The sequence below is a fragment of the Rhizobium sp. H4 genome, from assembly GCF_003013335.1.
In the GTDB taxonomy this organism is placed as follows: Bacteria; Pseudomonadota; Alphaproteobacteria; order Rhizobiales; family Rhizobiaceae; genus Rhizobium; species Rhizobium sophoriradicis.
Genome location: NZ_PSOW01000005.1, coordinates 372,307 through 393,869, shown reverse-complemented (window position 1 = coordinate 393,869; position 21,563 = coordinate 372,307). Strand labels below are relative to the sequence as shown.

The window sequence follows — 21,563 nt, the reverse complement described above, 5'->3', positions numbered from 1 at the left end:
GAACACAAACCAGCATCAGCCAATCCGCTTGAGTTTCTTTAGAGCGAGAGACTTCGTCGCCAGCAGCGCCGCCGCCCTCGTTCAGTGAGTGGGCTTATAGAACCAACCCCTTTTCCAAGTCAACAGCCATACCAAAAGTTTTTTGACATTTTTGTAACAGGTTGATTCGGCAGCTATTTTCTTACGCCGGATTATCCACAAGCGGAGTTTTCGCGACGATTTTCCGGAGATTTCTTTATCAGCTGGTCAAAAATCCAGCGAAATCACCCTCGCGACAAGCGAAAGGATACAAGAAAACAGCGCCTTGGGCGAATTTATGGTTAACGGAGGATTAAATTGCTTCCAGCCGCAGACTTTAAATTTCCGTCACAAATCAACGGCCGGCATTTCGGAACCTATCGCTATCTGGAGTGTTGTCTTTCCCATCGAGGAAAGGAGACCCAACATGCCTGCCAACACCGACGATATCAGAACATCCGTCAGCAAGGACATTGCTGCGCTCCAACAGGAAGTATCCCGCCTGCAGAAAATGATTTCCGCTCAGAGCGCCGAAGCCTATTACGAAGTGCGCGGCCGCGCCGGGAAGGCTTATGATGAGGCCCTGCCCCGCGCCAAGAATGCCGTCGCCCAGATTAGGGCCGAAGGGGCCGCTGCTGCCGGTGCTGCCCGCGAGCATCCAGCCGCCACGACAACGGCGCTGTTACTGGCTGGGGCCGTTGGCTTCCTCTTTGGTTACCTGCTTTCCGGCAGACCGCATCCGCAGCATCGCCATTGGTGGCGCTAATCCCCTACTCCGCTAAAAAATCATATTTTTACGCACCCGCCGATCCGTTTTTCGGTAGGGTGCGTAAATGCTTAGGTCTTAGAAAAACCAATTTTTAATGCAAGCAAGGGACCATAAAAAAAGCGAAAGGGAGGACAACATGGAAAACAAGAGGGCCAATTGCATCATTGAAGTCAGTGTCGATGGCGTTAATGGCCGTTACGCGGTCGGCATCATGAATATGCGTCAGGCACTCGAGCTGCCGGAAATGCCAAGCCTATCTTATACGCATCCCGACCCCGTCAAGGCCGCTGCCGGCATCGTCGTCAGCCGCAAGGAGCTGGCCGGATTCATGGCCTGCCGCTGAGACAGCGCAACCTCTTCAATGGCCTGACGGTGCTTTGTCAGAAGCACTGACGGCGGTCTGCAGCCCCATCGTTCCCCAGATATTGTTCGCCAAGCTGGAATCCTTGTGCCGTTCATGCCAAGAAACGGCATCGAAGCAGCACAGGGATAACAGATGAGGGACCGTCGCCCATCGCATAAGAAGCGCGAGCGGCCAAAGCTCACCGCCGATGCTGCAGGCAAGCGGGTCACCCTTCCCCGCGCCCTTTCCAAGCTCGGTTATTGCTCCCGCACGCAGGCAGAACGACTGATCGCCGAAGGCCGCGTCTCCGTCGACGGCCGCACGGTCAACGATCCCTCGGCATGGGTCGACCTTGTGACGGTGAATATCCGCGTCGACGGTCTCGTGATCGCCGCCGAGGCGAAGATCTATCTGATGCTCAACAAGCCTCGCGGGCTTGTCACCACCCGTCACGATCCCGAAGGCAGGCCGACGGTCTACGATTGCCTCAAGGATTTCGAAATCCCACATCTGTCGCCGGTCGGCCGGCTCGACAAGGCGAGCGAAGGCCTGCTGCTTTTCACTAACGATACCGAATTCGCCCAGATCCTGCTGGATCCGATCACACATGTGACGAAGACCTATCACGTTCAGATCGACCGCATCATGGATGACGAGGCAATTGCGGCAATGACATCGGGCATCCGCCACGACGGCGAGTTGCTGACGGCAACCGCCGTGCGGCGCCTGCGCCAGGGCGACAGGAATTCATGGATCGAGGTCGAGCTCGACGAGGGCCGCAACCGCCAGATCCGCCGCATGCTGGAGGCGCTCGGGACTGAATGTTTGCGCCTCGTGCGGGTCGCAATCGGCGGGCTCGAACTCGGCGAACTCCCAAAAGGCGCCGTACGTGCGTTGACCGCGGCGGAATTGCAGGCGCTCCACCGAAGTGCCGGCATGGAAAGGGCGAGACGTTGACGGATATGACGGAGATGGCGCCGCACGACTTCTGGCAGGAAATGCATCCACCCGGCAGCTTTCGCGACGATCGGGAATTCACTTCCTTCTATGTCGCCACACTGGAAGATGGTCGCCAGCTTCGCCTGCCGATCCGCATCCTGGGAGATGGTGAGCACGCTCTCGCCTCATTGATCGTCAACCAGGCAAGCTTCGCCGTGCTCGATGCGCTGGCCGAAAACCTCGCCGAAAAGATCAGGCCCATGCGCATCGATGTCGTCGCCGGCCTCCCGACGCTGGGCCTGACGCTTGCGGCGGCCGTTGCGCAGAAGCTCGGCCACGCCCGCTACGTCCCGCTCGGCACCTCGCGCAAATTCTGGTACCGCGATGACCTCTCGGTTGCCCTGTCTTCGATCACCACGCCGACACAGGAGAAACGCCTTTATATCGATCCGCGCATGCTGCCGCTGCTGAGCGGACGGCGCGTCGGCCTGATTGATGACGTCATTTCCAGCGGCGCATCGATCGTCTCGGGGATCAACCTGCTCGCTGCCTGCGGCATCGAACCCGTCGTCATCGGTGCGGCCATGCTGCAATCCGAACGCTGGCGCGAAAGCCTTGCAGACGCCGGGCCGCAATGGACCGCGCGCACCGTCGGCGTCTTCTCGACACCCGTTCTGCAGCGCAACGCCGCAGGTCGGTGGCAGGTGCCCGCCCGGCCACAGACCTGAGGCTCGTTCAATCTTTGCCGGTCGGCGCCTCTGTACAGCGGATGCCGAACGATTACAGTCCGCCCGACGCATATCATCGGGAAGCGTGCAGCGGTTCGGGATAGCGTTTTCGTTGACGAAATACCGGATCCGCCCATGTCGTTCGAGCAAGCATCCCTGCTGATCCTTCTGCTGGCAATGCTTTTTCTCTTCTCGTTCGAGCGCGTCCGCATTGAAGTCGTCGCGATCGCTGGCCTGCTTGCCGGCTATGCACTCGGCCTTTATCCCGCCGATCAGATCTTTACCGGCTTCGCCAGTCCCGTCGTCATTACCGTCATCGAAATCCTGCTGATCGTTCAGGTCCTGTCGCGCGCCAAGCTCTTCGATAATCTCGCCGCGCGTTTCACGGCCGCAAGACCGTTGCACTTCAAGGTCATATCCGGCGTTTCGTCGCTTGCCGGCTTTATCTCCATCTTCATGAACAATATCGGCGCCTTTGCGATTACCTTGCCGGTGGCGCTACGGCTCGGCACGGCGCTGTCGATCCCCCGTCGTCAACTCGTCATGCCCGTCTCCTTTGCCGCCCTGCTCGGCGGTCTGGTGTCGCTGATCGGGACGCCGGCCAATCTGCTCGTCAGCAACGCGCTCGCCAGGACAACCGGAGCAGGCTTTCATTTCTTCGATTTCGCCTATGTCGGCCTACCGGTCGCAACCGCCGGCATTCTGCTGATCTCCTTTCGTATCCGGCGCCTGTTTCCCGAACCCGACGAAGCACCGGCAACGATCTCCCAGGGCACACGCCGAGTGGTCGTCGAGCGTCGCGTCCCGGACGTCTCGCCGCTGGTCGGCGTGCGGCTTTCCGAGTGTCCCGCCCGCTTCGCCATCAAACCGCACGCGCTGATCCGGGGCAACAATTTCGTTTTCGGCCCGCTCGACCAGTCGGTTATAGAAGCCGGCGACGTGCTGCTTGCCGAAGGCGCCGATGCGGTCTTCGTCGAGCTCGCCGCCACGCAAGCGCTGATCGCCGACGCCCATCTGCATGGTCTCTCGCCGGATTTTGCCAGCATCGAAGCCGTGGTCATGCCGGAAAGCACGCTGGTCGGTTCGCGCATCCGCTCGCTGGAAGTCTTTCACCATCGCGGCATCGTGGTCACCGCCCTTTCCATGCGCGCACCGCGCATCGAGGGCCGCTTCCTCGACCTGCAACTGTCGATCGGCGATATTTTGACGCTCGAGGGGCCACGCACGGCTATTGCCGAGGCGCTTGAGGAAAGCGAGTGCCTGCCGCTCGCTCCGACGGCTTCAGCCGAACCGGCCCTCCACTCCTGGCGGCCCTTCGCGCTTTTTGCCTGCGGCGTCGCCGCGTCGGCGGCCGGCCTGCATCCCGACATCGCTTTTGCCGGCGTCGTGCTGGCCCTTGCCCTTCTCAATCATCTCAATATCCGTCAGGCGATGGCCGATCTCAACGGGCCGATCATCATCATGCTCGCGGCGATGATCCCAATCGGCCAGGCGGTGGCAAGCACCGGCACGGCCGAAGCGATCGCCGGCTGGCTGAGCCTTGTCGTGCCGATTGGCCATCCGCTTTCCGGCATCGCCCTCATTCTCTTCCTTGCAATGGCGCTGACGCCCTTCGTCAACAATGCGACGGTCGCAATCGTGCTGACGCCGATCGCACTCGAATTTGCAAAGACGGGGCGACATGCGCCCGACGCCTATCTGATCGCGGTCGCCGTCGGCGCCTCTCTCGATTTCCTGACGCCCTTCGGCCACCACAACAACACGCTGGCGATGGGCATCGGCGGCTACCGCTTCAGCGATTTCCTGCGCGCCGGCTGGCCGCTCGCCGTCGTAAGTTATGGCCTGGCTCTGTTTCTCCTGGCTCTGTTCTGGCTGTGATGCGATAGTTGGCGCCTGACTTGACTTCCCCCGCGATGAAACTAGAGCAGGAAGCCTTCACCCAAACACAAGGACAGTTGAGCGCCGTGCGAATCCTCTCCGAAGCCCATTTCCCCGAATTGCCGAACTATTATCGCGGCAAGGTGCGCGAGAATTACGACCTTCCGGACGGACGCCGCATCATCATCAGCACCGACCGGCTGAGCGCCTTCGACCGCATACTCACCTGCATTCCTTATAAGGGCCAGGTGTTGACGCAGACGGCGCGCTATTGGTTCGAAGCGACGAAGGATATCTGTCCGAACCACGTCCTCGATTATCCCGATCCGAATGTCGTCATCGGCAAGCGGCTCGACATCCTGCCGGTCGAGATCGTCGTGCGCGGTTACCTTGCAGGTACCACTGGCACTTCCATCCTGACGCTCTACAAGAAGGGTGAGCGCGAGATGTACGGCATGCGTCTGCCCGACGGCATGCGCGACAACCAGATCCTACCGGAACCCGTCATCACCCCGACCAGCAAGGAATTCGATGGTGGCCATGACGAGCCGCTGACGCCTGACGAGATCGTCACGCGCGGTCTTCTGACCAGGCAGCAATGGGAAACGCTGTCGCGCTACGCGCTTGCCCTTTTTGCCCGCGGGCAGGAGATGGCAGCCAGACGTGGCCTGATCCTCGTCGACACGAAATATGAATTCGGAACCGATGGCGACGGCAACATCATCCTCGCCGACGAGATCCACACGCCCGACAGCAGCCGTTACTGGCTTGCCGAAAGCTACCCGGCAAGTTTTGCCGCCGGAAAGCGCCCCGACAGTTTCGACAAGGACTTCGTCCGCGCCTGGGTGGCAGAGCGTTGCGACCCCTATAAGGACGAGATCCCGGAAATTCCCACTGAACTGATCGAGCAGACCTCGGCCGTCTATATCAGGGCCTACGAGACGATCACCGGCGAGCGCTTTGTTGCCGACGACAGCGGCGAGACGCCGCTTGCGCGTGTCCGAAACAACCTCTCCCGCTATTTCCCTTGAAAAGACGACACACGAAGCCGCCGGGCCGAGCACCGGCTTGGCAGCTTTCGTGCAATCGCGCTAGCATCGGCAAAAAGGGATACCGGGCGCGGCCCGGCGGGGGACGGATGGCAAGAAGGCCCAGACGCAAGGCCGAGGAAACGCGAGAGGACATCCTGTCCATGGCGGAGATGCTGTTTCGCGAGCGTGGCTACGTCGCGGTGTCAATCGCCGATATCGCCGGCGCGCTCAACATGTCGCCCGCCAATGTCTTCAAGCACTTCCGTTCCAAGGTCGCACTGGTCGACGCCATCGCCGGACGCCATCTCGACAATGCCGCCGAGCGTTTCTTTCCTCTCGACCAGGACATGCCCGCGAAAGAACAGCTGCTGCGCTTCGTCCTGCGGCTGCTGGAGGGCCATCTGCAGGATATACAGAAGAGCCCCTACATCTTCGAAATGGTCCTTTCGACCATCGAGGCCAAACTTGAAGCCGGCAATCGTTATCGGGCCTGCATCGAGGAAAAACTCGGCGAGATCATCCGCAAAGGCATGGCGGAAGGACGTTACCACTGCCGCGATCCCGAGCACGCGGCACATACCGTCGCCGATGTGCTGGCCTGCGTGCTGCACCCTATCCTCATCGTCCGCGACGACAAGGAGACGCTGGTGCGCCGCGCCGGGGAGATCGTAGGCTTCGTCGATGCCGCACTGCAAAATAGCGCTTGCTAAGTGACGATTGCTGACTTACGTCACTTCGAAAAGCTTTTGTTAGACTCGGATAAATGGCATTTGCAGCCAGATCAATCCTGACGCTTATCTAAGCCTGCGCTCGGCCCGGCCGAGCCCGTGGATCGAACGGCCGATTGCCACTGCATGAGGAAATTCAGAATGATACGGCGTGCCCTGCTCATCTCCTCGGCCCTAATGGCCGGCGCCCTGCTTGGCGCCTGTAGCGACAACGCCAGTAAACCTGCCGGCAATGCCGGCGCAGGCGTGGCGCAGCAGGCAGCGCCTGTCGGCGTGGTCGCGCTGAAGAAGGCTAGCTTCCCGATCACCACGATCCTTCCCGGCCGCGCCGAAGCCTTCCAGACGGCCGATATCCGGCCGCAGGTAAGCGGCATCATCCGCGAGATCGCCTTCAGGGAAGGCGGCGAGATCAAGAAGGGCGACCTTCTCTATCAGATCGAGGATGCGCCCTACATCGCCGCCGTCGAGCAAGCCAAGGCGGCAATCGCCAAGGCCGAAGCGAGCGTCCCGAGCGCTGAAAGCAACCTCGAACGCTACCAGCGCCTCGTCGGCAGCGGCGCCACCCAGATCGAATACGAGACAGCCAGGACGACGCTTCTCCAGGCGAAGGCCGAGGTCGAGTCCGCAAAGGCAGCGCTTTCCGCCGCGCAGATCGACCTCGATCACACCAAGATCGTCGCGCCCTTCGACGGCATCATCGACCAGACCGCCTACAATGTCGGCAACGTTGTCTCGGCCAACCAGTCGACGGCGCTGACGACAATCCGCCAGCTCGACCCGATCTATATCTCGCTGACGGAATCGAGCACCAACCTCCTGCGGCTGCGCGACGCGATGGCGGCCGGCGACATCAAGGGCGCGGAGAACGTCGCTTTCCACCTGATCCTCGAAAACGGCAAGGAATATAACCAGGAGGGCAAGCTCGACATGTCGAAGCAGGTTGTCAGCGAAACGACCGGCACCTTCATCATCCGCGTGCTCTTCCCCAACCCCGATCGCATCGTCCTGCCCGGCATGTATGTCCGTGCCACCGTCGAGCTCGGCGCCGAGAACGGTTATGCGCTGCCGCAGCTGGCGACGAGCCGTGACGCCAACGGCAGGCTGACGGCACAATTCGTTTCCGCCGAGGGCAAGGTCGAAACCCGCGCCTTCGAGAACAGCTCGCCCTCCAACAATTCCTGGCTGGTGACCGAAGGCATCAAGGACGGCGATCAGCTGATCGTCAGCGGTCTGCAGTCGATCGCGGCAGGCATGCCGGTAAAACCGGTGCCGATGAAGGTCAGCGACAACGGCGTTGTCGTGCCTGCCGAGCAGCCCGCCGCCGGTGACGCTGAGAAGCCCGCAGCGAAATAACCGCTTCGAGCCCGCACGTCACCGTCTCAGCCGCACAGGAACCACTGATGGCCAAGTTTTTCATCCGACGACCGATTTTCGCCTGGGTCATTGCGATCACCATCATGCTCGCCGGTCTGCTGGCGATCTTCACCCTATCGATTTCGCAATATCCCGACATCGCCCCGACGACGGTCCGCATCAATGCCAGCTATCGCGGCGCCAGCGCCGAAACTGTGGAAAAATCGGTGACGACGATCATCGAGGATGGCATGACCGGCCTCGACGACCTCACCTACATGACCTCGACCTCGTCCACCGGCTCGGCCAGCATCCAGCTCACCTTCGGAACCAGCATCGATCCCGACATCGCCCAGGTGCAGGTGCAGAACAAGCTGCAGCTGGTGCAATCGCAGCTTCCTGGTGATGTCATCGATGCCGGCATCAGCGTGACGCGCTCAACCTCGAGCATCCTGCTTGTCGGCTCGCTCGTTTCAACCGACGGCAAGCGCAACTCGGTCGATCTCGGCAACATCATGTCGACCTCGATCGAAGATCAGATCCAGCGCCTCGAAGGCGTCGGCAGCATCAACGTCTTCGGTTCCGGATACGCCATGCGGGTTTGGCTCGATCCCTTCAAGCTATTGAAATATCAGCTGACGCCGAGCGACGTCACATCAGCGATCCAGGCGCAGAACACGCAGGTCTCGGTCGGTTCGCTCGGCGCCCAGCCGACGATCCCCGGCCAGCAGCTCAACGTCACCATCACTGCACAGAGCCAACTGACTACCGTCGCCGATTTCGAGCACATCATTCTGAAAGTCGAAAAGGACGGCGCGACGGTGCGCCTCAGCGACGTCTCGCGCATCGAGATCGGCCAGGAAAGCTACGGCGGCAGCTCGCGTTACAACGGCTTGCCCTCCAGCGGTTTTGCGGTCAACCTCGCGATTGGCGCCAACGCCATCGATACCGCCGCCCGCGTGCGCTCCGCACTCGATGTCATCGGCCGCACCCTGCCGGAAGGCGTGAAGATCACCTATCCCTACGACACGACGCCGTTCGTGGAACTGTCGATCGAAAAGGTCGTGCATACGCTGATCGAAGCGATCGTGCTTGTCTTCGTGGTGCTGCTCGTCTTCCTGCAGAATCTACGTGCGACACTCATTCCGACCATTGCCGTCCCGGTTGTGCTGCTCGGAACATTCGGCGTGCTGGCCGCCACCGGCTACTCGATCAACACTCTGACGATGTTCGCCATGGTGCTGGCGATCGGTCTTCTCGTCGACGACGCCATCGTCGTCGTCGAAAACGTCGAACGCATCATGTCCGAAGAGAAGCTTTCGCCGCTCGAGGCGACGGAAAAATCGATGGGCGAGATCACCGGTGCCATCGTCGGCATCGCCCTCGTGTTGACCGCGGTCTTCATTCCGATGGCCTTCTTCGGCGGTTCGACCGGCATCATCTATCGCCAGTTCTCGATCACCATAGTCTCGGCCATGCTGCTGTCGGCGCTCGTCGCCATGGTGCTGACGCCGGCACTTTGCGCCACGATGCTGAAGCCGGTCAGCGAACACAGGAAGCACCGTGTCGGCGACTGGTTCAACCGCAACTTCACACGCTCGACCAACGGCTATGTCAGGACGATCGGCTATCTCCTGAAGCGGCCCATCCGCGTCATGCTGGTCTTCCTTCTCATCGGCGCCGGCTGTGCCTATCTCTTCACTCGCCTCCCAAGCTCATTCCTGCCGCAGGAAGACCAGGGCGTGCTGCTAACCATCGTCACCACGCCGCCGGGCTCGACCACGCAGCAGACCCAGGCGGTCGTCGAGAAGGTCGAAAACTACTACCGTGAGAACGAGAAGGACGCCGTCGAGTCCGTCTTCGGCGCGCTGGGCTTCGGCTTCAGCGGCTCCGGCCAGAACAGCGCCATCGTCTTCACCAAGCTGAAGGATTTCTCTGAGCGCACCGATCCCAATCTGAGCGCCCAGTCGATCGTCAGCCGGGCGCTGCGCAGCTTCTTTGCAATGCGCGAGGCACAGGTCTTCGCGCTTCTGCCGCCGGCGATCCAGGGTCTCGGCGTGTCGAGCGGATTCTCCATGTATCTCGTCGATACCGGCAGCCATGGCAACGATGCTCTGACGGCCGCCTCCAAGCGGCTCATCCAGATGGGCAACTCGTCAGGCAAGGTCGTGGCGCTGCGCAGCAGCAACAAGGAAGTCGAGCCGCAGATGCGCATCGTGCTCGATCAGGAAAAGATCGGCGCCATGGGTGTCGACATCGCCTCGGTCAATTCGATGCTGTCGATCATTTTCACCGGCCGCGACGTCAACGACTTCACGCTGAACGGCGAGATCAAGCCGGTCTATGTCCAGGGCGACGCGCCCTTCCGCATGCAGCCGGACGACCTTGACCACTGGTACGCCCGCAACAATTCAGGCGAAATGGTGCCCTTCTCCGCCTTTACCAAAACCGAATGGGTGAAGGGCGCACCCTCGCTTGCCCGCTTCAACGCCGTCAGCGCCATCCCGCTTGACGGCGCCTCCGCCCCCGGGGTGTCCTCCGGCGATGCGATGAACGAAATGGAAGCGCTAACTGAACAGCTCGGCGGCGGCTACACGGTCGCGTGGCAGGGCATTTCCTATCAGGAACGCCTTTCCGGTTCGCAAGCGCCGATGCTCTATGCGATCTCCGTTCTCGTCGTCTTCCTCTGCCTGGCAGCGCTTTACGAGAGCTGGTCGATCCCCTTCTCGGTGATCATGGCCGTGCCTGTCGGCATTCTCGGCGCGCTGGCGGCGGCAACGCTCTTCGGCCAGGCGAACGACGTCTATTTCAAGGTCGGCCTGCTCACCACCATCGGGCTTGCGGCGAAGAATGCGATCCTGATCGTCGAATTCGCCAAGGATCGAATGGAAAGCGGGCTGGGACTTTACGAGGCGACGCTGGAAGCGGCGAGGCTGCGCCTGCGGCCGATCATCATGACCTCGCTCGCCTTCATTCTCGGTGTCGTGCCGCTGGCGATCGCGACAGGTGCAGGCTCGGCGGCGCAGAACGCTATCGGCATCGGCGTTCTCGGCGGCATGCTGGCGGCGACCATGCTTGGAATTTTCTTTGTGCCGTCCTTTTTCGTCGTCATCCGACGCATCTTTGCCACACGCGGCAAAAATGCGGCAGCAGTGTGATAAAAATGCACTGTGATAATGCTGTTCCGATTGCTACATTGCGCCCGACTGCTTCGGTGTGTGTTTTCAAATGGGACAAAGGCGCGTCGCGCCGATAGTGAAGCATGAAGCTTCGGACAAGAATTGACTTGCTCGAGTACAGGAAGAAATGAATGGTATCTCTTCGTTTTGCCACACCGGCATTATTGTTATTGTTGTCGGGCTGCGTCGTAGGCCCGGATCATGTTCCTCCTGAAATGCCGCTGCCCGCCAAATTCGGAGAAGGCGGAACGAAGAGCGTCGGCGATGTTGCCACCGCAGCATGGTGGACCGCCTTCAATGACCCCAAATTGAACGGCTATGTCCAGGCCGGCCTCGAGCAGAACCTGACCGTCCAGCAGGCAATCGAGCGCATCAATGCAGCTTCCGCAAACGTTACCATTGCCGGCGCAGGCGGCCTGCCGAGCCTGAACGTCGGCGCCTCGCACACGATCAGCGGCCAGAAGGGCGAACTGCGCACGCAGTTCGACACGCGCAACACCAGTGCCGGCGATGTTCAGCTGAGCTGGCTGCTCGATCTCTTCGGCCTCTATAAGCGCAGCACCGAAAGCGCGGCCGCCTCGCTCGACTCTGCCTACGCATCCGCCGATGTCGCCAAGCTGACCCTCGTGCAGGATCTCGTCTCAAGCTACATCGACGTTCGTTTCTATCAGCAGCGCCTGGCACTTTCGAGGGCCAACCTGAAGTCTCGTCAGGAAACCTTCGAACTGACCAAGTTCCAGCTTGAAGCCGGCGCCGCCTCGCGGCTCGACGTCGTCCAGGCCGAAGGTCTGGTACAGTCGACGCTCGCCGAAATTCCCGGCCTTGAGACCAATATCCGCGTATCGGCCCATCACATCGCCACGCTGCTCGGCTTGCCGGCCTCGGCTCTCGTCAACGAATTGCTGAGGGGCGGTGGTCAGCCGGTATACCGCGGCGGCATCAACTCCGGCATCCCGGCAGACCTGATCCGCAACCGTCCCGACATTCGCGTCGCGGAGCGTGATCTCGCTGCCGCAACGGCCAATATCGGCGTTGCCGAGGCGCAGCTTTATCCGAGCATTTCGCTCAGCGGCTCGATCTCGCCCTCCTATATCAACCAAAGGGGTGTGCATGGCGCTCTGACGCCTTGGTCCTTTGGCCCGACGCTGAACCTGCCGATCCTCGACGGCGGCCGCCTGCGCGCCAACGTCAAGTCGGCCCAATCCGAGGCTGCGACCGCTTACCTCAACTGGAAATCGACAGTGCTGACTGCCGTCGAGCAGGTCGAGAATGCGCTCGCCGCGGTCCGGCGTGACGCCCGCACGGTCGCTGCGCTTCAGGCCCAGGTAAAGACCACGCAGGAGACGCTCGAACTTTCTACAGCATCCTATAAGGACGGCGCCTCCTCGCTGCTCGACGTTCTCGACGCCCAGCGCCAGGTTTCGCTTGCCCAGGCAAGCCTTGCCCAGGCCGTCCAGCAGATGGCCAAGGACTACGTATCGCTGAACATCGCAGTCGGCGGCGGCTATGCGCCGGGCGGCCAGGTCACCGCGCCCGCGAAGCCGGCGCCGGCAAAGACTGTCAAAAGCTGATTGGCATTGCCTTTCTGGAAAATACCAAGCCCTGCGATCGTCTCGCGGGGCTTTTTTCATCCCGGCTCTGCACTGGATAATTGCGCAAAAGGGGTATTTGGATTCGACAAGGGGCATTCACTGATATAAGGCTGATTAAACGATTAATCAGAGCGGCCTCAATTATGGCTTCATCGCGCCCGGGACCGAACCTTAGCAGGATAGCGACCTCGCTCGGCGTCTCCATTGCCACGGTTTCCAACGCGCTTTCCGGCAAAGGCCGGGTCTCCGGCCAGTTGGTCGAAAGAATTCGCGAACATGCCGCCGAGCTCGGTTATGTCCCGAGCCAAGCCGGCCGGGCGCTCAGGACCGGCCGCAGCGGCGTTCTCGGCCTGGTGCTGCCTGACATCGCCAATCCGCTCTTCCCGAAGATCGCGCAGGCGATCGAATTCGCGGCTTCGGCCGCAGGCTATGGCGTGCTGATCGCGGATTCCCGCGGCGATGCCGCTGCCCAGGCCGAGGCGATCAACCGCCTGGTCGAACGAGGCGTCGATGGCATGGTCGTCATTCCCCGCCGCGCCACCCGCATTTCATCCGCCGCCTGTCCGGTCGCCATCATCGACACACCTTCGACACCGGGCAACACCGTTTCCGCCGATCATTGGCAGGGTGGGCGCGAAATCGCTCTCCATCTCGCCGATCTCGGCCACCAGAAAATCCTCATCATCGGCAACAACCAGGAATCCAGCGTCCAGAACGACCGCGCCGGCGGCATTCACGCCGGCCTGCGCCCGGACATGCAGGCTGAAGCCCTGTGGATCGACAAGCTGGAGAGCGATGGCGGCAGCGGCTGTCCGCTAGGCCTCGCCGAAAGGGTGAGACAAGGTTTCACCGCTTTCGCAGCTCTCTCCGATCTGCAGGCGCTGCGCGCGCTGACGGAACTGCAGCAGGCCGGCATCAACGTTCCCGCCGATGTCAGCGTCACCGGCTTCGACGACCTTATCTGGTCGCCTGTTGTCACGCCGTCCCTGACGACGGTCAGGATGGACATGGACAGGATTGCCGGGATTGCCGTGTCCGCCCTGGCCGATACCATAAGCAAAAACTGCGCCCGGGAGGGCATGCTCGTTACCGCGGAGATCGAACGTGTCGCAATGCAATTGATCGTCCGCCAATCATCCGGGCCTTGTGAACCCGGCATTAAAAACCTCAGAGATGGAGAACACGTAAGATGAAAAAAGCTCTCATTGCTTCGGTGGCGCTTGCGGCGCTATCGCCGTTGAGTGCGGCTGCCGCCGAACGGACGCTGACCATTTCCGCCTATGCGTTCGCCCAGGACGATTTCAAGGCGCTGGTCTACGAGCCGTTCGAGGCCCAATGCGGCTGCAAGCTGGTGGTCGAGACCGGCAACAGCGTCGAGCGCCTGGCCAAGATGGAGGCCAACAAGGCCAGTCCCGTCGTCGATCTCGCCGCCGTTTCGATGGCCGATGCGCTGGCCGCCGCCCGCGCTGGCCTGATCGACAAGGTCGACAGTGCAAAACTTTCCAACTTCGGCAAGCTGTACGACATCGCCAAGGACCCGAACGGCGACGGTATGAGCGTCGGTTATACCTTCTACGCCACCTCGATCGCCTATCGTTCGGACAAGATGAAGATCGATTCCTGGGCCGATCTCCTGAAGCCTGAATATGTCGGCCACGTCGCCTTTCCGAACGTGACCACCAATCAGGGCCCGCCGGCCCTCTACATGCTGGGCCTGGCGCTCGGCAAGGACACGCCCGACCTGAAGGGGCCGATCGAGGCACTGGGCGAGAAGAAGGACGACATCGTCACCTTCTACGAAAAATCCTCACAGCTCGTACAGCTGATGCAGCAGGAGGAAATCTGGGCGGCACCGATCGGCCGGTTCTCCTGGGCGGGCTTCACCAAGCTCGACGTGCCGGTCGCCTGGGCGACACCGAAGGAGGGCCAGACGGGCGGCATGAACGTGCTGGTGGTGACAAAAGGTTCAAACAATCAGGATCTCGCCTTGCAGTTCATCGATTTCTGGCTCTCGACCGAGACCCAAACCAAACTCGCCGAAAAGCTGATCGACAGCCCTGCCAACCGCGAGGTCAAGCTTTCCGAAGCCGCCGCCAACAATCTCACCTATGGCGAGGATACGGCCAAGAGCCTAAAGCTGATCCCCTCGGCCGTCGCCCTCGACAACCGTGCCGGCTGGCTGAAGACATGGAACGACAAGGTCGGCCAGTAAGGCTGGCGTGAGAACCGGTCCCGGCGCCTCTGCCGGGGCCATCCAATCTCCGTTCGAAAGGCGCCTCATGTTCCAGAACCGCGCAGAAGCCATGGCGCTTGCCTTGCCGGCAGCCGTCTTTGCGACCCTTGTCTTTCTGTTGCCCGTCGCGATCCTGCTGTCGGAGGGCTTTCGCGCCGGTGGCGGCTGGACGCTGTCGGCCTATACCGATTTCTTTTCCGGGACGCTGAACCGCACCGTTTTCCTGCGATCCTTCCGGCTCGGTCTCGAAGTCACTGCGGTCTCGGCAATCATCGGCTATGCCGCCGCCTTCGCCATCGTCAATCTGCCGCCGAACGGCAAGGGCCGCATGATCGGCCTCATCACCCTGCCGCTGATGATCTCGCCGGTGGCCCGCACCTATGCCTGGATCGTCATTCTCGGCCGCACCGGCATCGTCAACCAGGCGATAACTGGCCTCGGCCTCAGCGCCGAACCGCTGCGGCTGCTGTTCACCGAAACCGCCGTCTTCATCGGCCTCCTGCAGCTCTTCCTGCCGCTGATGATCCTGTCGCTGATCAGTGCGCTGGAAAACATGCCGAGGGATGCGATACCGGCCGCCCGCGTGCTCGGCGCCAACTGGTTCCAGGTCTTCTGGAAGGTTATCTTGCCGCTGACCAGGGAGGGCCTCGTCGTCGGCGGTACACTCGTCTTCACCGGCTCATTGACGGCTTATATCACCCCCGCCGTGCTTGGCGGTTCCAAGGTGCTGATGCTCGAAACGCTAATGTACCAGCAGGTTTCCGTCGCCAATGATTTCGTCTCGGCAAGCGTCATCGCCTTCATCCTGATCGTCATGAGCTTTGCCGCCAACATCCTGCTGAAACGCCTTGCGACGGCGAGGAACCGCCGATGACCCTGCGCCTGTTTTCGCCCATCGTGCTTTTTCTTCTGCTGGTCTTTCTGATCGGCCCGTTCCTGATCATTATTGCCGCTTCCCTATCAGCCGGCGACACGCTGGCCTTCCCGCCGCAGGGCCTGTCGCTGCGCTGGGTGACGAAGGTCTTCACCATCGAAAGTTTTCGCGACAGCTTCGCCATGTCGATGTTCCTTGCCGTATTCGGAACGCTCGCAGCCCTCGTCCTCGGCATCCCCGCCGCCTACGCCCTGTCGCGTTACCGGCTGCCGGCGGCAGAAACGATCCGCACCGTCGTCTCGCTGCCGATCATCGTTCCCGGCATTATCGTCGGCCTGGCATTGCTGCGCTATCTCGTCGTTCCCTTTGGCTTCAACATCACGCTCGCCCTTTTCTTCGCTCACGCGGCGCTGGTGCTGCCCTATGCCGTGCGTGTCGTCTCCGCGAGCCTCGACAATCTGCGTTCGGATATCGAGGAAGCGGCCGTCCTGCTTGGTTCCTCCAGGCTCGGCGCCTTCTTCCGCGTGGTGATGCCGAATATCCGCGGCGGCATTCTGGCCGCCTTCATCCTCGGCTTCGTCACCAGCTTCAATCAGGTGCCGGTCTCGCTCTTCCTCTCCGGCCCCGGTGTGCGCACACTGCCGATCGACATGCTGGGCTACATGGAAACCACCTACGACCCGTCCATCGCGGCGCTCTCCGCCCTTCTCGCCTTCCTCTCGATCGGCATCGTCTTCCTTGCCGAGCGCTTCCTGGGATTTTCGCGTTATGTCTGATGCCTATCTCGAACTCGACAAGCTGACGCTTGCCTATGGCGATACGGTCGCGGTGAAGGATCTCGATCTTGCGATCGGCAAGGGCGAGCTCCTCGCGCTCCTCGGCCCCTCCGGCTGCGGCAAGACGACGACGATGCGCGCCATTGCCGGCCTGCTGACGCCCGCCTCCGGCCGCATCGGCCTCGACGGCGCCGATATTACCCGCGTCTCCGCCAACAAGCGCGCCATCGGCCTCGTCTTCCAATCCTACGCGCTCTTTCCGCATTTGACCGTCTATGAGAATGTCGCTTTCGGCCTGCGTCTCAAAGGCATCTCGGGCGCCGATCTTGACGCCCGCGTCGGCGCCGGCCTGAAATCCGTCGGCCTCGCCGCTTTCGCCGGCCGCAAGCCCGCCGAACTCTCCGGCGGCCAGCAGCAGCGCGTGGCGCTCGCCCGCTCGATGGTAATGGAGCCGAAAGTCCTGCTGCTCGACGAGCCGCTCTCCAATCTCGACGCCCGGCTTCGCCTGGAGATGCGCGCCGAATTGCAGCGCGTCCAGAGGGAGACCGGCGTCACCATGATCTTCGTCACCCACGACCAGGTGGAGGCCCTGGCGCTCGCGGACCGCATCGTCGTCATGCTGAACGGCGGTATCGAGCAGATCGGCACGCCGGAGGAGATCTACAACAACCCGGCCTCCGCCTTCGTCGCCGATTTCGTCGGCTTCGAGAATGTCTTCGCGCTGAAGGATGGAAAGCTTGCGACGCCGAACGGCCCGGTCGCGCTGCCCGCCCCGCCGCCGCAAACGGCGGCGGGCCTGGCCTGGCGTCCGAGCGCGGTGGTCCTCGGCTCGGGTTCCTTTGCTGGAACGGTGCGCGGCACCTCTTTTGCCGGCAACAGCCGCGAATATCTCCTCGATACGCCGCTTGGGCCGATCAAGGCCGAGATCGATGCAAGCCTGCCGCCATACAGGATCGGCAGCCCGCTCACCTTCGATCTGCCGATAGCCGGCGCGGCCAACCTCAAACGGTTCGGGTGAGATCATGGGCGTCTGGATCGATACCGACATGGGCTTCGACGATATTGCCGCCATCCTGGTGGTGGCGCAGTCGGAATATGAGATCGACGGCGTCTCGCTCGTCTTCGGCAATGCGCCGCTGTTGCAGGTGAGAAAAAATGCCGCCGGTGCCGGCAGCGCCTTCGGCTGGACATTCTCGATGCATACCGGCCGCGCCATGCCGGTTCTCGGCAAGCTCGAAACCGCACAGGCGATCCTTGGCGAAGCCGGCATTCCGACCATCGGCAGGAGCCTGCCGCAGGCGGGGGCCCTTGGCGAAAGCGACGCTTTCGCAGCACTTTGCCTCTGGCTCGAAGGCGACGGGCCACACCGCATCCTGGCGCTCGGGCCTCTCACCAATATCGCCGCCGTGGCGCTCGCCCGTCCTGATCTTGCCGCCCGCATCGACGACCTCGTCTGGATGGGCGGCGGTGTCACATCGGGCAATCATACGGCGTCTGCCGAATTCAACGCGCTCGCCGATCCCGAATCGCTTGCGATCGTCATCGCCCATCGCCTGCCGCTGCGCATGGTCGATCTCGATCTTTGCCGCAGGGTGCTGGCAAAGCCGGAGGATGCCGAGGCGGTGCGCAATGCCGGTGGCGGCAATGCCGAACTGATTGCCGACATGTTCGCTGGTTATATAAGCATCGCCACCAGCCGCGGCCGCCCTGGAATGGCGATCTATGACCCCTGCGCCGCCGTCGCCTTCATCGCTCCAGATATCGTCAGCTTCCGCCCGGCGCGCATCGACGTCGAGCTGCAAGGTCACTTGACGCGTGGTCGCACCGTCGTCGAGACCCGCGCCACTCATGCGACCTTCAATGCGCAATTCGCCGCCGACATCGATGCCGACAGGGCGCGCGCCATCATTCTGGCCGCCCTTGTCAACGAGGCACGCAAATGACCGTCACCTCTCGCCAAGAGCCCGCCGACCTCAACGATCCTGCCTTGCGCGCCCGCGCCGTTGCTGCTGCGCGCGGCGATGCCCCCTTCGACGTGCTGATTACCGGCGGCCGGCTGCTCGACGCTGTGACCGGCTTGATGCGGGACGCCGATATCGGTCTCGTCGGCACGCTGATCGCCAGCGTCCATGCTCCGGCAAGCCGCATGGATGCAGCCGAGATCATCGATGCGGCGGGCAGCATCCTGACGCCCGGCCTGATCGACACGCACATGCATATCGAAAGCTCGATGGTCACGCCCGCCGAATATGCGAGCGCCGTGCTGCCGCGCGGCGTTACCACCATCGTCTGGGATCCGCATGAATTCGGCAACGTGCATGGCCTCGACGGCGTGCGCTGGGCAATCGAGGCAGCGTGCTCACTGCCGCTGCGCATGATCCTGCTCGCCCCCTCCTGCGTGCCGTCGGCACCCGGCCTGGAACTCGCCGGCGCCGATTTCGATGCCGCCGTCGTCGCCGAGATGCTGCGCTCGCCGGCCGTCGGCGGCGTCGCCGAAGTCATGAACATGCGCGGCGTCATCGACGGTGACCCGCGCATGGCGGCCATCGTCAATGCCGGCCTTGCCTCCGGCAAACTCGTCTGCGGCCATGCTCGCAGTCTCGAAGGTCGCGATCTCAACGCCTTTATGGCGGCGGGCGTCAGCTCAGACCACGAACTCACCTCCGGCGCCGATCTTTACTCCAAGCTTGCCGCCGGCCTGACCATCGAGCTGCGCGGTTCTCACGACCATCTGCTGCAGGAATTCGTCGAGGTGCTGAACGGTCTCGGTCACCTGCCGCCCACTGTTACCCTCTGCACCGACGACGTCTTCCCCGATGAACTCTACGAAAGCGGCGGCCTCGACGATGTCGCCCGCCGGCTGGTGCGCTACGGCATGAAGCCGGAATGGGCGATCCGCGCAGCGACCTTCAATGCGGCACAGCGTCTGAAGCGCTCCGATCTCGGGCTCATCGCCGCCGGACGCCGCGCCGATATCGTCTTCTTCGAAGATCTCACCGAGTTCCGGGCGCGGCTGGTCATTTCAGGCGGCCGCATCGTCGCCCGCAACGGCAGCATGCAGGCCGCCGTCCAGCGGCTTGATACGGCACCGCTTGAAAATTCGGTGAAGCTTCCGCCACTCGTCGAAAATGACTTCCTCATTCCATCCGAAGGCGCGCGCGTCCGCGTCGCCACCATCGACCGCCCGCGCTTCACGCGATGGGACGCGACGGAGACGGAAGTCAGAGACGGTTTCGTCGTGCCGCCAACCGGCAGCGCCATGATCGCCGTCGCCCACCGCCACGGCAAGGCCGACGGCACCCCGCGCATCGGCTTCCTCACTGGCTGGGGCGACTGGCGCGGCGCCTTCTGCACCACCGTCTCGCACGACAGCCATAACCTCACCGTCTTCGGCGGCAACGCTCGCGACATGGCGCTCGCCGCCAACGCCGTCATATCAGCCGGCGGCGGCATGGCGGTCGCCAAAGACGGAAAGATCGAGGCGATCCTGCCGCTGCCGCTCTCCGGCCTCGTGACCGGCGCATCGCTAGCGGACACCGCTTCGACCTTCGCCGGCATCCGCAAAGCCATGGAAAAAATCGTCGACTGGAAGCCGCCCTACCGGGTCTTCAAGGCCTGCTTCGGCGCAACGCTCGCCTGCAATGCCGGCCCGCATCAGACGGACCGGGGGATTGCGGATGTGGTGACGGGGAGAATGATGAAAAGCCCGGTGCTGGAGATTCTGTAGGGCCGGGGCATGAACCAGACAATGATCGGCGTGCCCGATAGCCCCCTCATCCGCCCTAACGGGCACCTTCTCCCCGCTGGGGAGAAGAGGGAATCGAGACGTTGCCACAAGTCTCTTCTCCCCTCGGGGAGAAGGTGCCCGTTAGGGCGGATGAGGGGCCGCAAACGCCAGCTAACCCTTCAACTCCCGCTCCACCAATGACACCCAATAAGCCGCGCCGTAGCCAAGCGCCTCATCATTGAAATCATAGGCCGTATTGTGATGCAGCGCCCCGCCCTCCGCCGGCCCGTTGCCGAGCCAGACGTAACAGCCCGGCGCATTCTGCGCGAAGAAAGCGAAATCATCGCCCGCCGTCGACGGCGGGAAGTTTGTCCGCACCTTCCCGAACACCGAGCCGGCCGCTGCGAGCGCCCGGGCAGTCGCATCCGCGTCATTGATCACCGGCGGGATCCGCCGCTCGAAATGATATTCGACTGATATGCCGTACATGGCCGCAGTCCCCTGCGCCAACCGGCCGATCTCGGTCTCCATCTGGTCCCGCACCTCGTGCGAATAGGCGCGTGCCGTGCCGCCGATCTCGACCAAATCGGGAATAACGTTCAGCGCCTTGGAATCGCCCGCCTGCAGGAAACAGGCGCTGACGACGGCCGGCTGCAGCGGATCGACCACGCGGCCGACGATCGTCTGCAGCGATGACAGGAAAGTGCCGGCGGCGGTGATCGGATCGCGGCCGAGATGCGGCTTGGCGCCGTGTGTGCCGACCCCGCGAAAGGTGACGCGCCAGCTGTCGGAAGAGGCAAGCTGCGGCCCCGCGACCACGGCGATCTCATCGACCGCAAGCCCTGGCATATTGTGCAGGCCGTAGACGGCATCGCAGGGGAAGAGCTTAAACAGCCCCTCCTCCACCATGCGCTTCGCGCCGCCGCGTCCCTCTTCGGCCGGCTGGAAAATGAAATGCACCGTGCCGGAAAAACCCCGCGTCGCCGCAAGGTGCCGCGCGGCGCCGAGCAGCATCGCCGTATGGCCATCATGGCCGCAGGCATGCATTTTGCCAGGCACGCTCGATTTATAAGGCCGCTCCGCCGTCTCAGTCATGGCGAGCGCATCCATATCGGCTCTCAACCCGATCCGGCGTATGCCATCGCCGACCTTGAGCGTGCCGACCACGCCGGTGCGGCCAAGGCCGCGATGCACCGTGACACCGGCCTCCTCGAGAAGCTTCGCGACGATGCCAGCGGTGCGCTCCTCCTCGAAACCGAGTTCGGGATGGGCGTGCAGATCGCGACGCAAGGTCGTGAGGAACGGCAAATCGTCCTTGATCCGGGCGGGGATGCTCATTGCCAGGATATCCCTTTATACGAAACGGGCGCCCAACCGGCGCCCGCGTCAGATCAT

17 protein-coding genes and 1 pseudogene are annotated in these 21,563 nt (G+C 62.3%); 17 read left to right on the top strand and 1 reads right to left on the bottom strand.

Annotation, left to right across the window (positions count from 1 at the left end; all coding sequences use genetic code 11):
* Positions 1-445 precede the first annotated feature (445 nt).
* From C4N04_RS10670 to C4N04_RS10590, 17 genes and pseudogenes are all read left to right on the top strand, one after another.
* Positions 446-784: a hypothetical protein gene (locus C4N04_RS10670; RefSeq protein WP_106796003.1), complete on the top strand. Its 339-nt coding sequence runs from the start codon at positions 446-448 to the stop codon at positions 782-784.
* A 139-nt stretch (positions 785-923) separates the two neighbouring features.
* Positions 924-1,130, top strand: coding sequence for a hypothetical protein (locus C4N04_RS10665; RefSeq protein ID WP_009987986.1), 207 nt, complete (start codon positions 924-926; stop codon positions 1,128-1,130).
* A 153-nt stretch (positions 1,131-1,283) separates the two neighbouring features.
* Positions 1,284-2,087 (top strand): pseudouridine synthase, encoded by an 804-nt coding sequence (locus tag C4N04_RS10660; protein WP_077991526.1) that lies wholly within the window; start codon positions 1,284-1,286, stop codon positions 2,085-2,087.
* 14 nt (positions 2,088-2,101) lie between these two features.
* Positions 2,102-2,797, top strand: coding sequence for a phosphoribosyltransferase (locus C4N04_RS10655; RefSeq protein WP_077991528.1), 696 nt, complete (start codon positions 2,102-2,104; stop codon positions 2,795-2,797).
* 135 nt (positions 2,798-2,932) lie between these two features.
* The gene (locus tag C4N04_RS10650; protein WP_106796002.1) at positions 2,933-4,675 is read left to right on the top strand and encodes an SLC13 family permease; all 1,743 of its coding nucleotides are present in this window, start codon (positions 2,933-2,935) and stop codon (positions 4,673-4,675) included.
* An 86-nt stretch (positions 4,676-4,761) separates the two neighbouring features.
* Positions 4,762-5,706, top strand: coding sequence for a phosphoribosylaminoimidazolesuccinocarboxamide synthase (locus C4N04_RS10645; RefSeq protein WP_039621884.1), 945 nt, complete (start codon positions 4,762-4,764; stop codon positions 5,704-5,706).
* Positions 5,707-5,813: 107 nt separating this feature from the next.
* Positions 5,814-6,416, top strand: coding sequence for a TetR family transcriptional regulator (locus C4N04_RS10640; protein WP_106796001.1), 603 nt, complete (start codon positions 5,814-5,816; stop codon positions 6,414-6,416).
* 159 nt (positions 6,417-6,575) lie between these two features.
* Positions 6,576-7,787, top strand: coding sequence for an efflux RND transporter periplasmic adaptor subunit (locus C4N04_RS10635; protein ID WP_106796000.1), 1,212 nt, complete (start codon positions 6,576-6,578; stop codon positions 7,785-7,787).
* A gap of 47 nt (positions 7,788-7,834) precedes the next feature.
* Positions 7,835-10,945 carry an efflux RND transporter permease subunit gene (locus C4N04_RS10630; RefSeq protein WP_077991521.1) on the top strand — a complete coding sequence of 1,037 codons (3,111 nt, stop codon included), beginning with the start codon at positions 7,835-7,837 and terminating at the stop codon, positions 10,943-10,945.
* Positions 10,946-11,097: 152 nt separating this feature from the next.
* Positions 11,098-12,537: an efflux transporter outer membrane subunit gene (locus tag C4N04_RS10625; protein ID WP_106795999.1), complete on the top strand. Its 1,440-nt coding sequence runs from the start codon at positions 11,098-11,100 to the stop codon at positions 12,535-12,537.
* A 164-nt stretch (positions 12,538-12,701) separates the two neighbouring features.
* Positions 12,702-13,746, top strand: a pseudogene (locus C4N04_RS10620) (LacI family DNA-binding transcriptional regulator).
* Position 13,747: 1 nt separating this feature from the next.
* A complete protein-coding gene (locus tag C4N04_RS10615; RefSeq protein ID WP_077991519.1) occupies positions 13,748-14,770 on the top strand; it encodes an ABC transporter substrate-binding protein in 1,023 nt (340 codons plus the stop codon).
* A gap of 67 nt (positions 14,771-14,837) precedes the next feature.
* Complete coding sequence (locus C4N04_RS10610; protein WP_077991516.1) at positions 14,838-15,665, top strand: ABC transporter permease; 828 nt, start codon at positions 14,838-14,840, stop codon at positions 15,663-15,665.
* Complete coding sequence (locus C4N04_RS10605; RefSeq protein WP_077991513.1) at positions 15,662-16,441, top strand: ABC transporter permease; 780 nt, start codon at positions 15,662-15,664, stop codon at positions 16,439-16,441. The genes C4N04_RS10610 and C4N04_RS10605 overlap by 4 nt, the downstream gene beginning before the upstream one ends.
* The gene (locus C4N04_RS10600) at positions 16,434-17,459 is read left to right on the top strand and encodes an ABC transporter ATP-binding protein (protein WP_077991510.1); all 1,026 of its coding nucleotides are present in this window, start codon (positions 16,434-16,436) and stop codon (positions 17,457-17,459) included. Before C4N04_RS10605 ends, C4N04_RS10600 begins: the two co-directional genes overlap by 8 nt.
* 4 nt (positions 17,460-17,463) lie before the next feature.
* Entirely contained in the window at positions 17,464-18,384 is a 921-nt protein-coding gene (locus C4N04_RS10595; protein WP_077991508.1) for a nucleoside hydrolase, read from the top strand.
* Entirely contained in the window at positions 18,381-20,168 is a 1,788-nt protein-coding gene (locus C4N04_RS10590; RefSeq protein WP_077991506.1) for an adenine deaminase C-terminal domain-containing protein, read from the top strand. Before C4N04_RS10595 ends, C4N04_RS10590 begins: the two co-directional genes overlap by 4 nt.
* A 171-nt stretch (positions 20,169-20,339) precedes the next feature.
* On the opposite strand, the gene C4N04_RS10585 is transcribed toward C4N04_RS10590, so the two are convergent.
* Positions 20,340-21,506 carry a M20 aminoacylase family protein gene (locus C4N04_RS10585; RefSeq protein WP_077990383.1) on the bottom strand — a complete coding sequence of 389 codons (1,167 nt, stop codon included), beginning with the start codon at positions 21,504-21,506 and terminating at the stop codon, positions 20,340-20,342.
* Between the last annotated feature and the right edge of the window lie 57 nt (positions 21,507-21,563).

Coding starts and splice junctions, on each gene's coding strand:
- C4N04_RS10615 (WP_077991519.1), top strand. CDS start 13,748: ATGAAAAAAGCTCTCATTGCTTCGGTGGCGCTTGCGGCGCTATCGCCG.
- C4N04_RS10650 (WP_106796002.1), top strand. CDS start 2,933: ATGTCGTTCGAGCAAGCATCCCTGCTGATCCTTCTGCTGGCAATGCTT.
- C4N04_RS10590 (WP_077991506.1), top strand. CDS start 18,381: ATGACCGTCACCTCTCGCCAAGAGCCCGCCGACCTCAACGATCCTGCC.
- C4N04_RS10670 (WP_106796003.1), top strand. CDS start 446: ATGCCTGCCAACACCGACGATATCAGAACATCCGTCAGCAAGGACATT.
- C4N04_RS10585 (WP_077990383.1), bottom strand. CDS start 21,506: ATGAGCATCCCCGCCCGGATCAAGGACGATTTGCCGTTCCTCACGACC.
- C4N04_RS10655 (WP_077991528.1), top strand. CDS start 2,102: ATGGCGCCGCACGACTTCTGGCAGGAAATGCATCCACCCGGCAGCTTT.
- C4N04_RS10610 (WP_077991516.1), top strand. CDS start 14,838: ATGTTCCAGAACCGCGCAGAAGCCATGGCGCTTGCCTTGCCGGCAGCC.
- C4N04_RS10595 (WP_077991508.1), top strand. CDS start 17,464: ATGGGCGTCTGGATCGATACCGACATGGGCTTCGACGATATTGCCGCC.
- C4N04_RS10600 (WP_077991510.1), top strand. CDS start 16,434: ATGTCTGATGCCTATCTCGAACTCGACAAGCTGACGCTTGCCTATGGC.
- C4N04_RS10660 (WP_077991526.1), top strand. CDS start 1,284: ATGAGGGACCGTCGCCCATCGCATAAGAAGCGCGAGCGGCCAAAGCTC.
- C4N04_RS10665 (WP_009987986.1), top strand. CDS start 924: ATGGAAAACAAGAGGGCCAATTGCATCATTGAAGTCAGTGTCGATGGC.
- C4N04_RS10630 (WP_077991521.1), top strand. CDS start 7,835: ATGGCCAAGTTTTTCATCCGACGACCGATTTTCGCCTGGGTCATTGCG.
- C4N04_RS10605 (WP_077991513.1), top strand. CDS start 15,662: ATGACCCTGCGCCTGTTTTCGCCCATCGTGCTTTTTCTTCTGCTGGTC.
- C4N04_RS10635 (WP_106796000.1), top strand. CDS start 6,576: ATGATACGGCGTGCCCTGCTCATCTCCTCGGCCCTAATGGCCGGCGCC.
- C4N04_RS10625 (WP_106795999.1), top strand. CDS start 11,098: ATGGTATCTCTTCGTTTTGCCACACCGGCATTATTGTTATTGTTGTCG.
- C4N04_RS10640 (WP_106796001.1), top strand. CDS start 5,814: ATGGCAAGAAGGCCCAGACGCAAGGCCGAGGAAACGCGAGAGGACATC.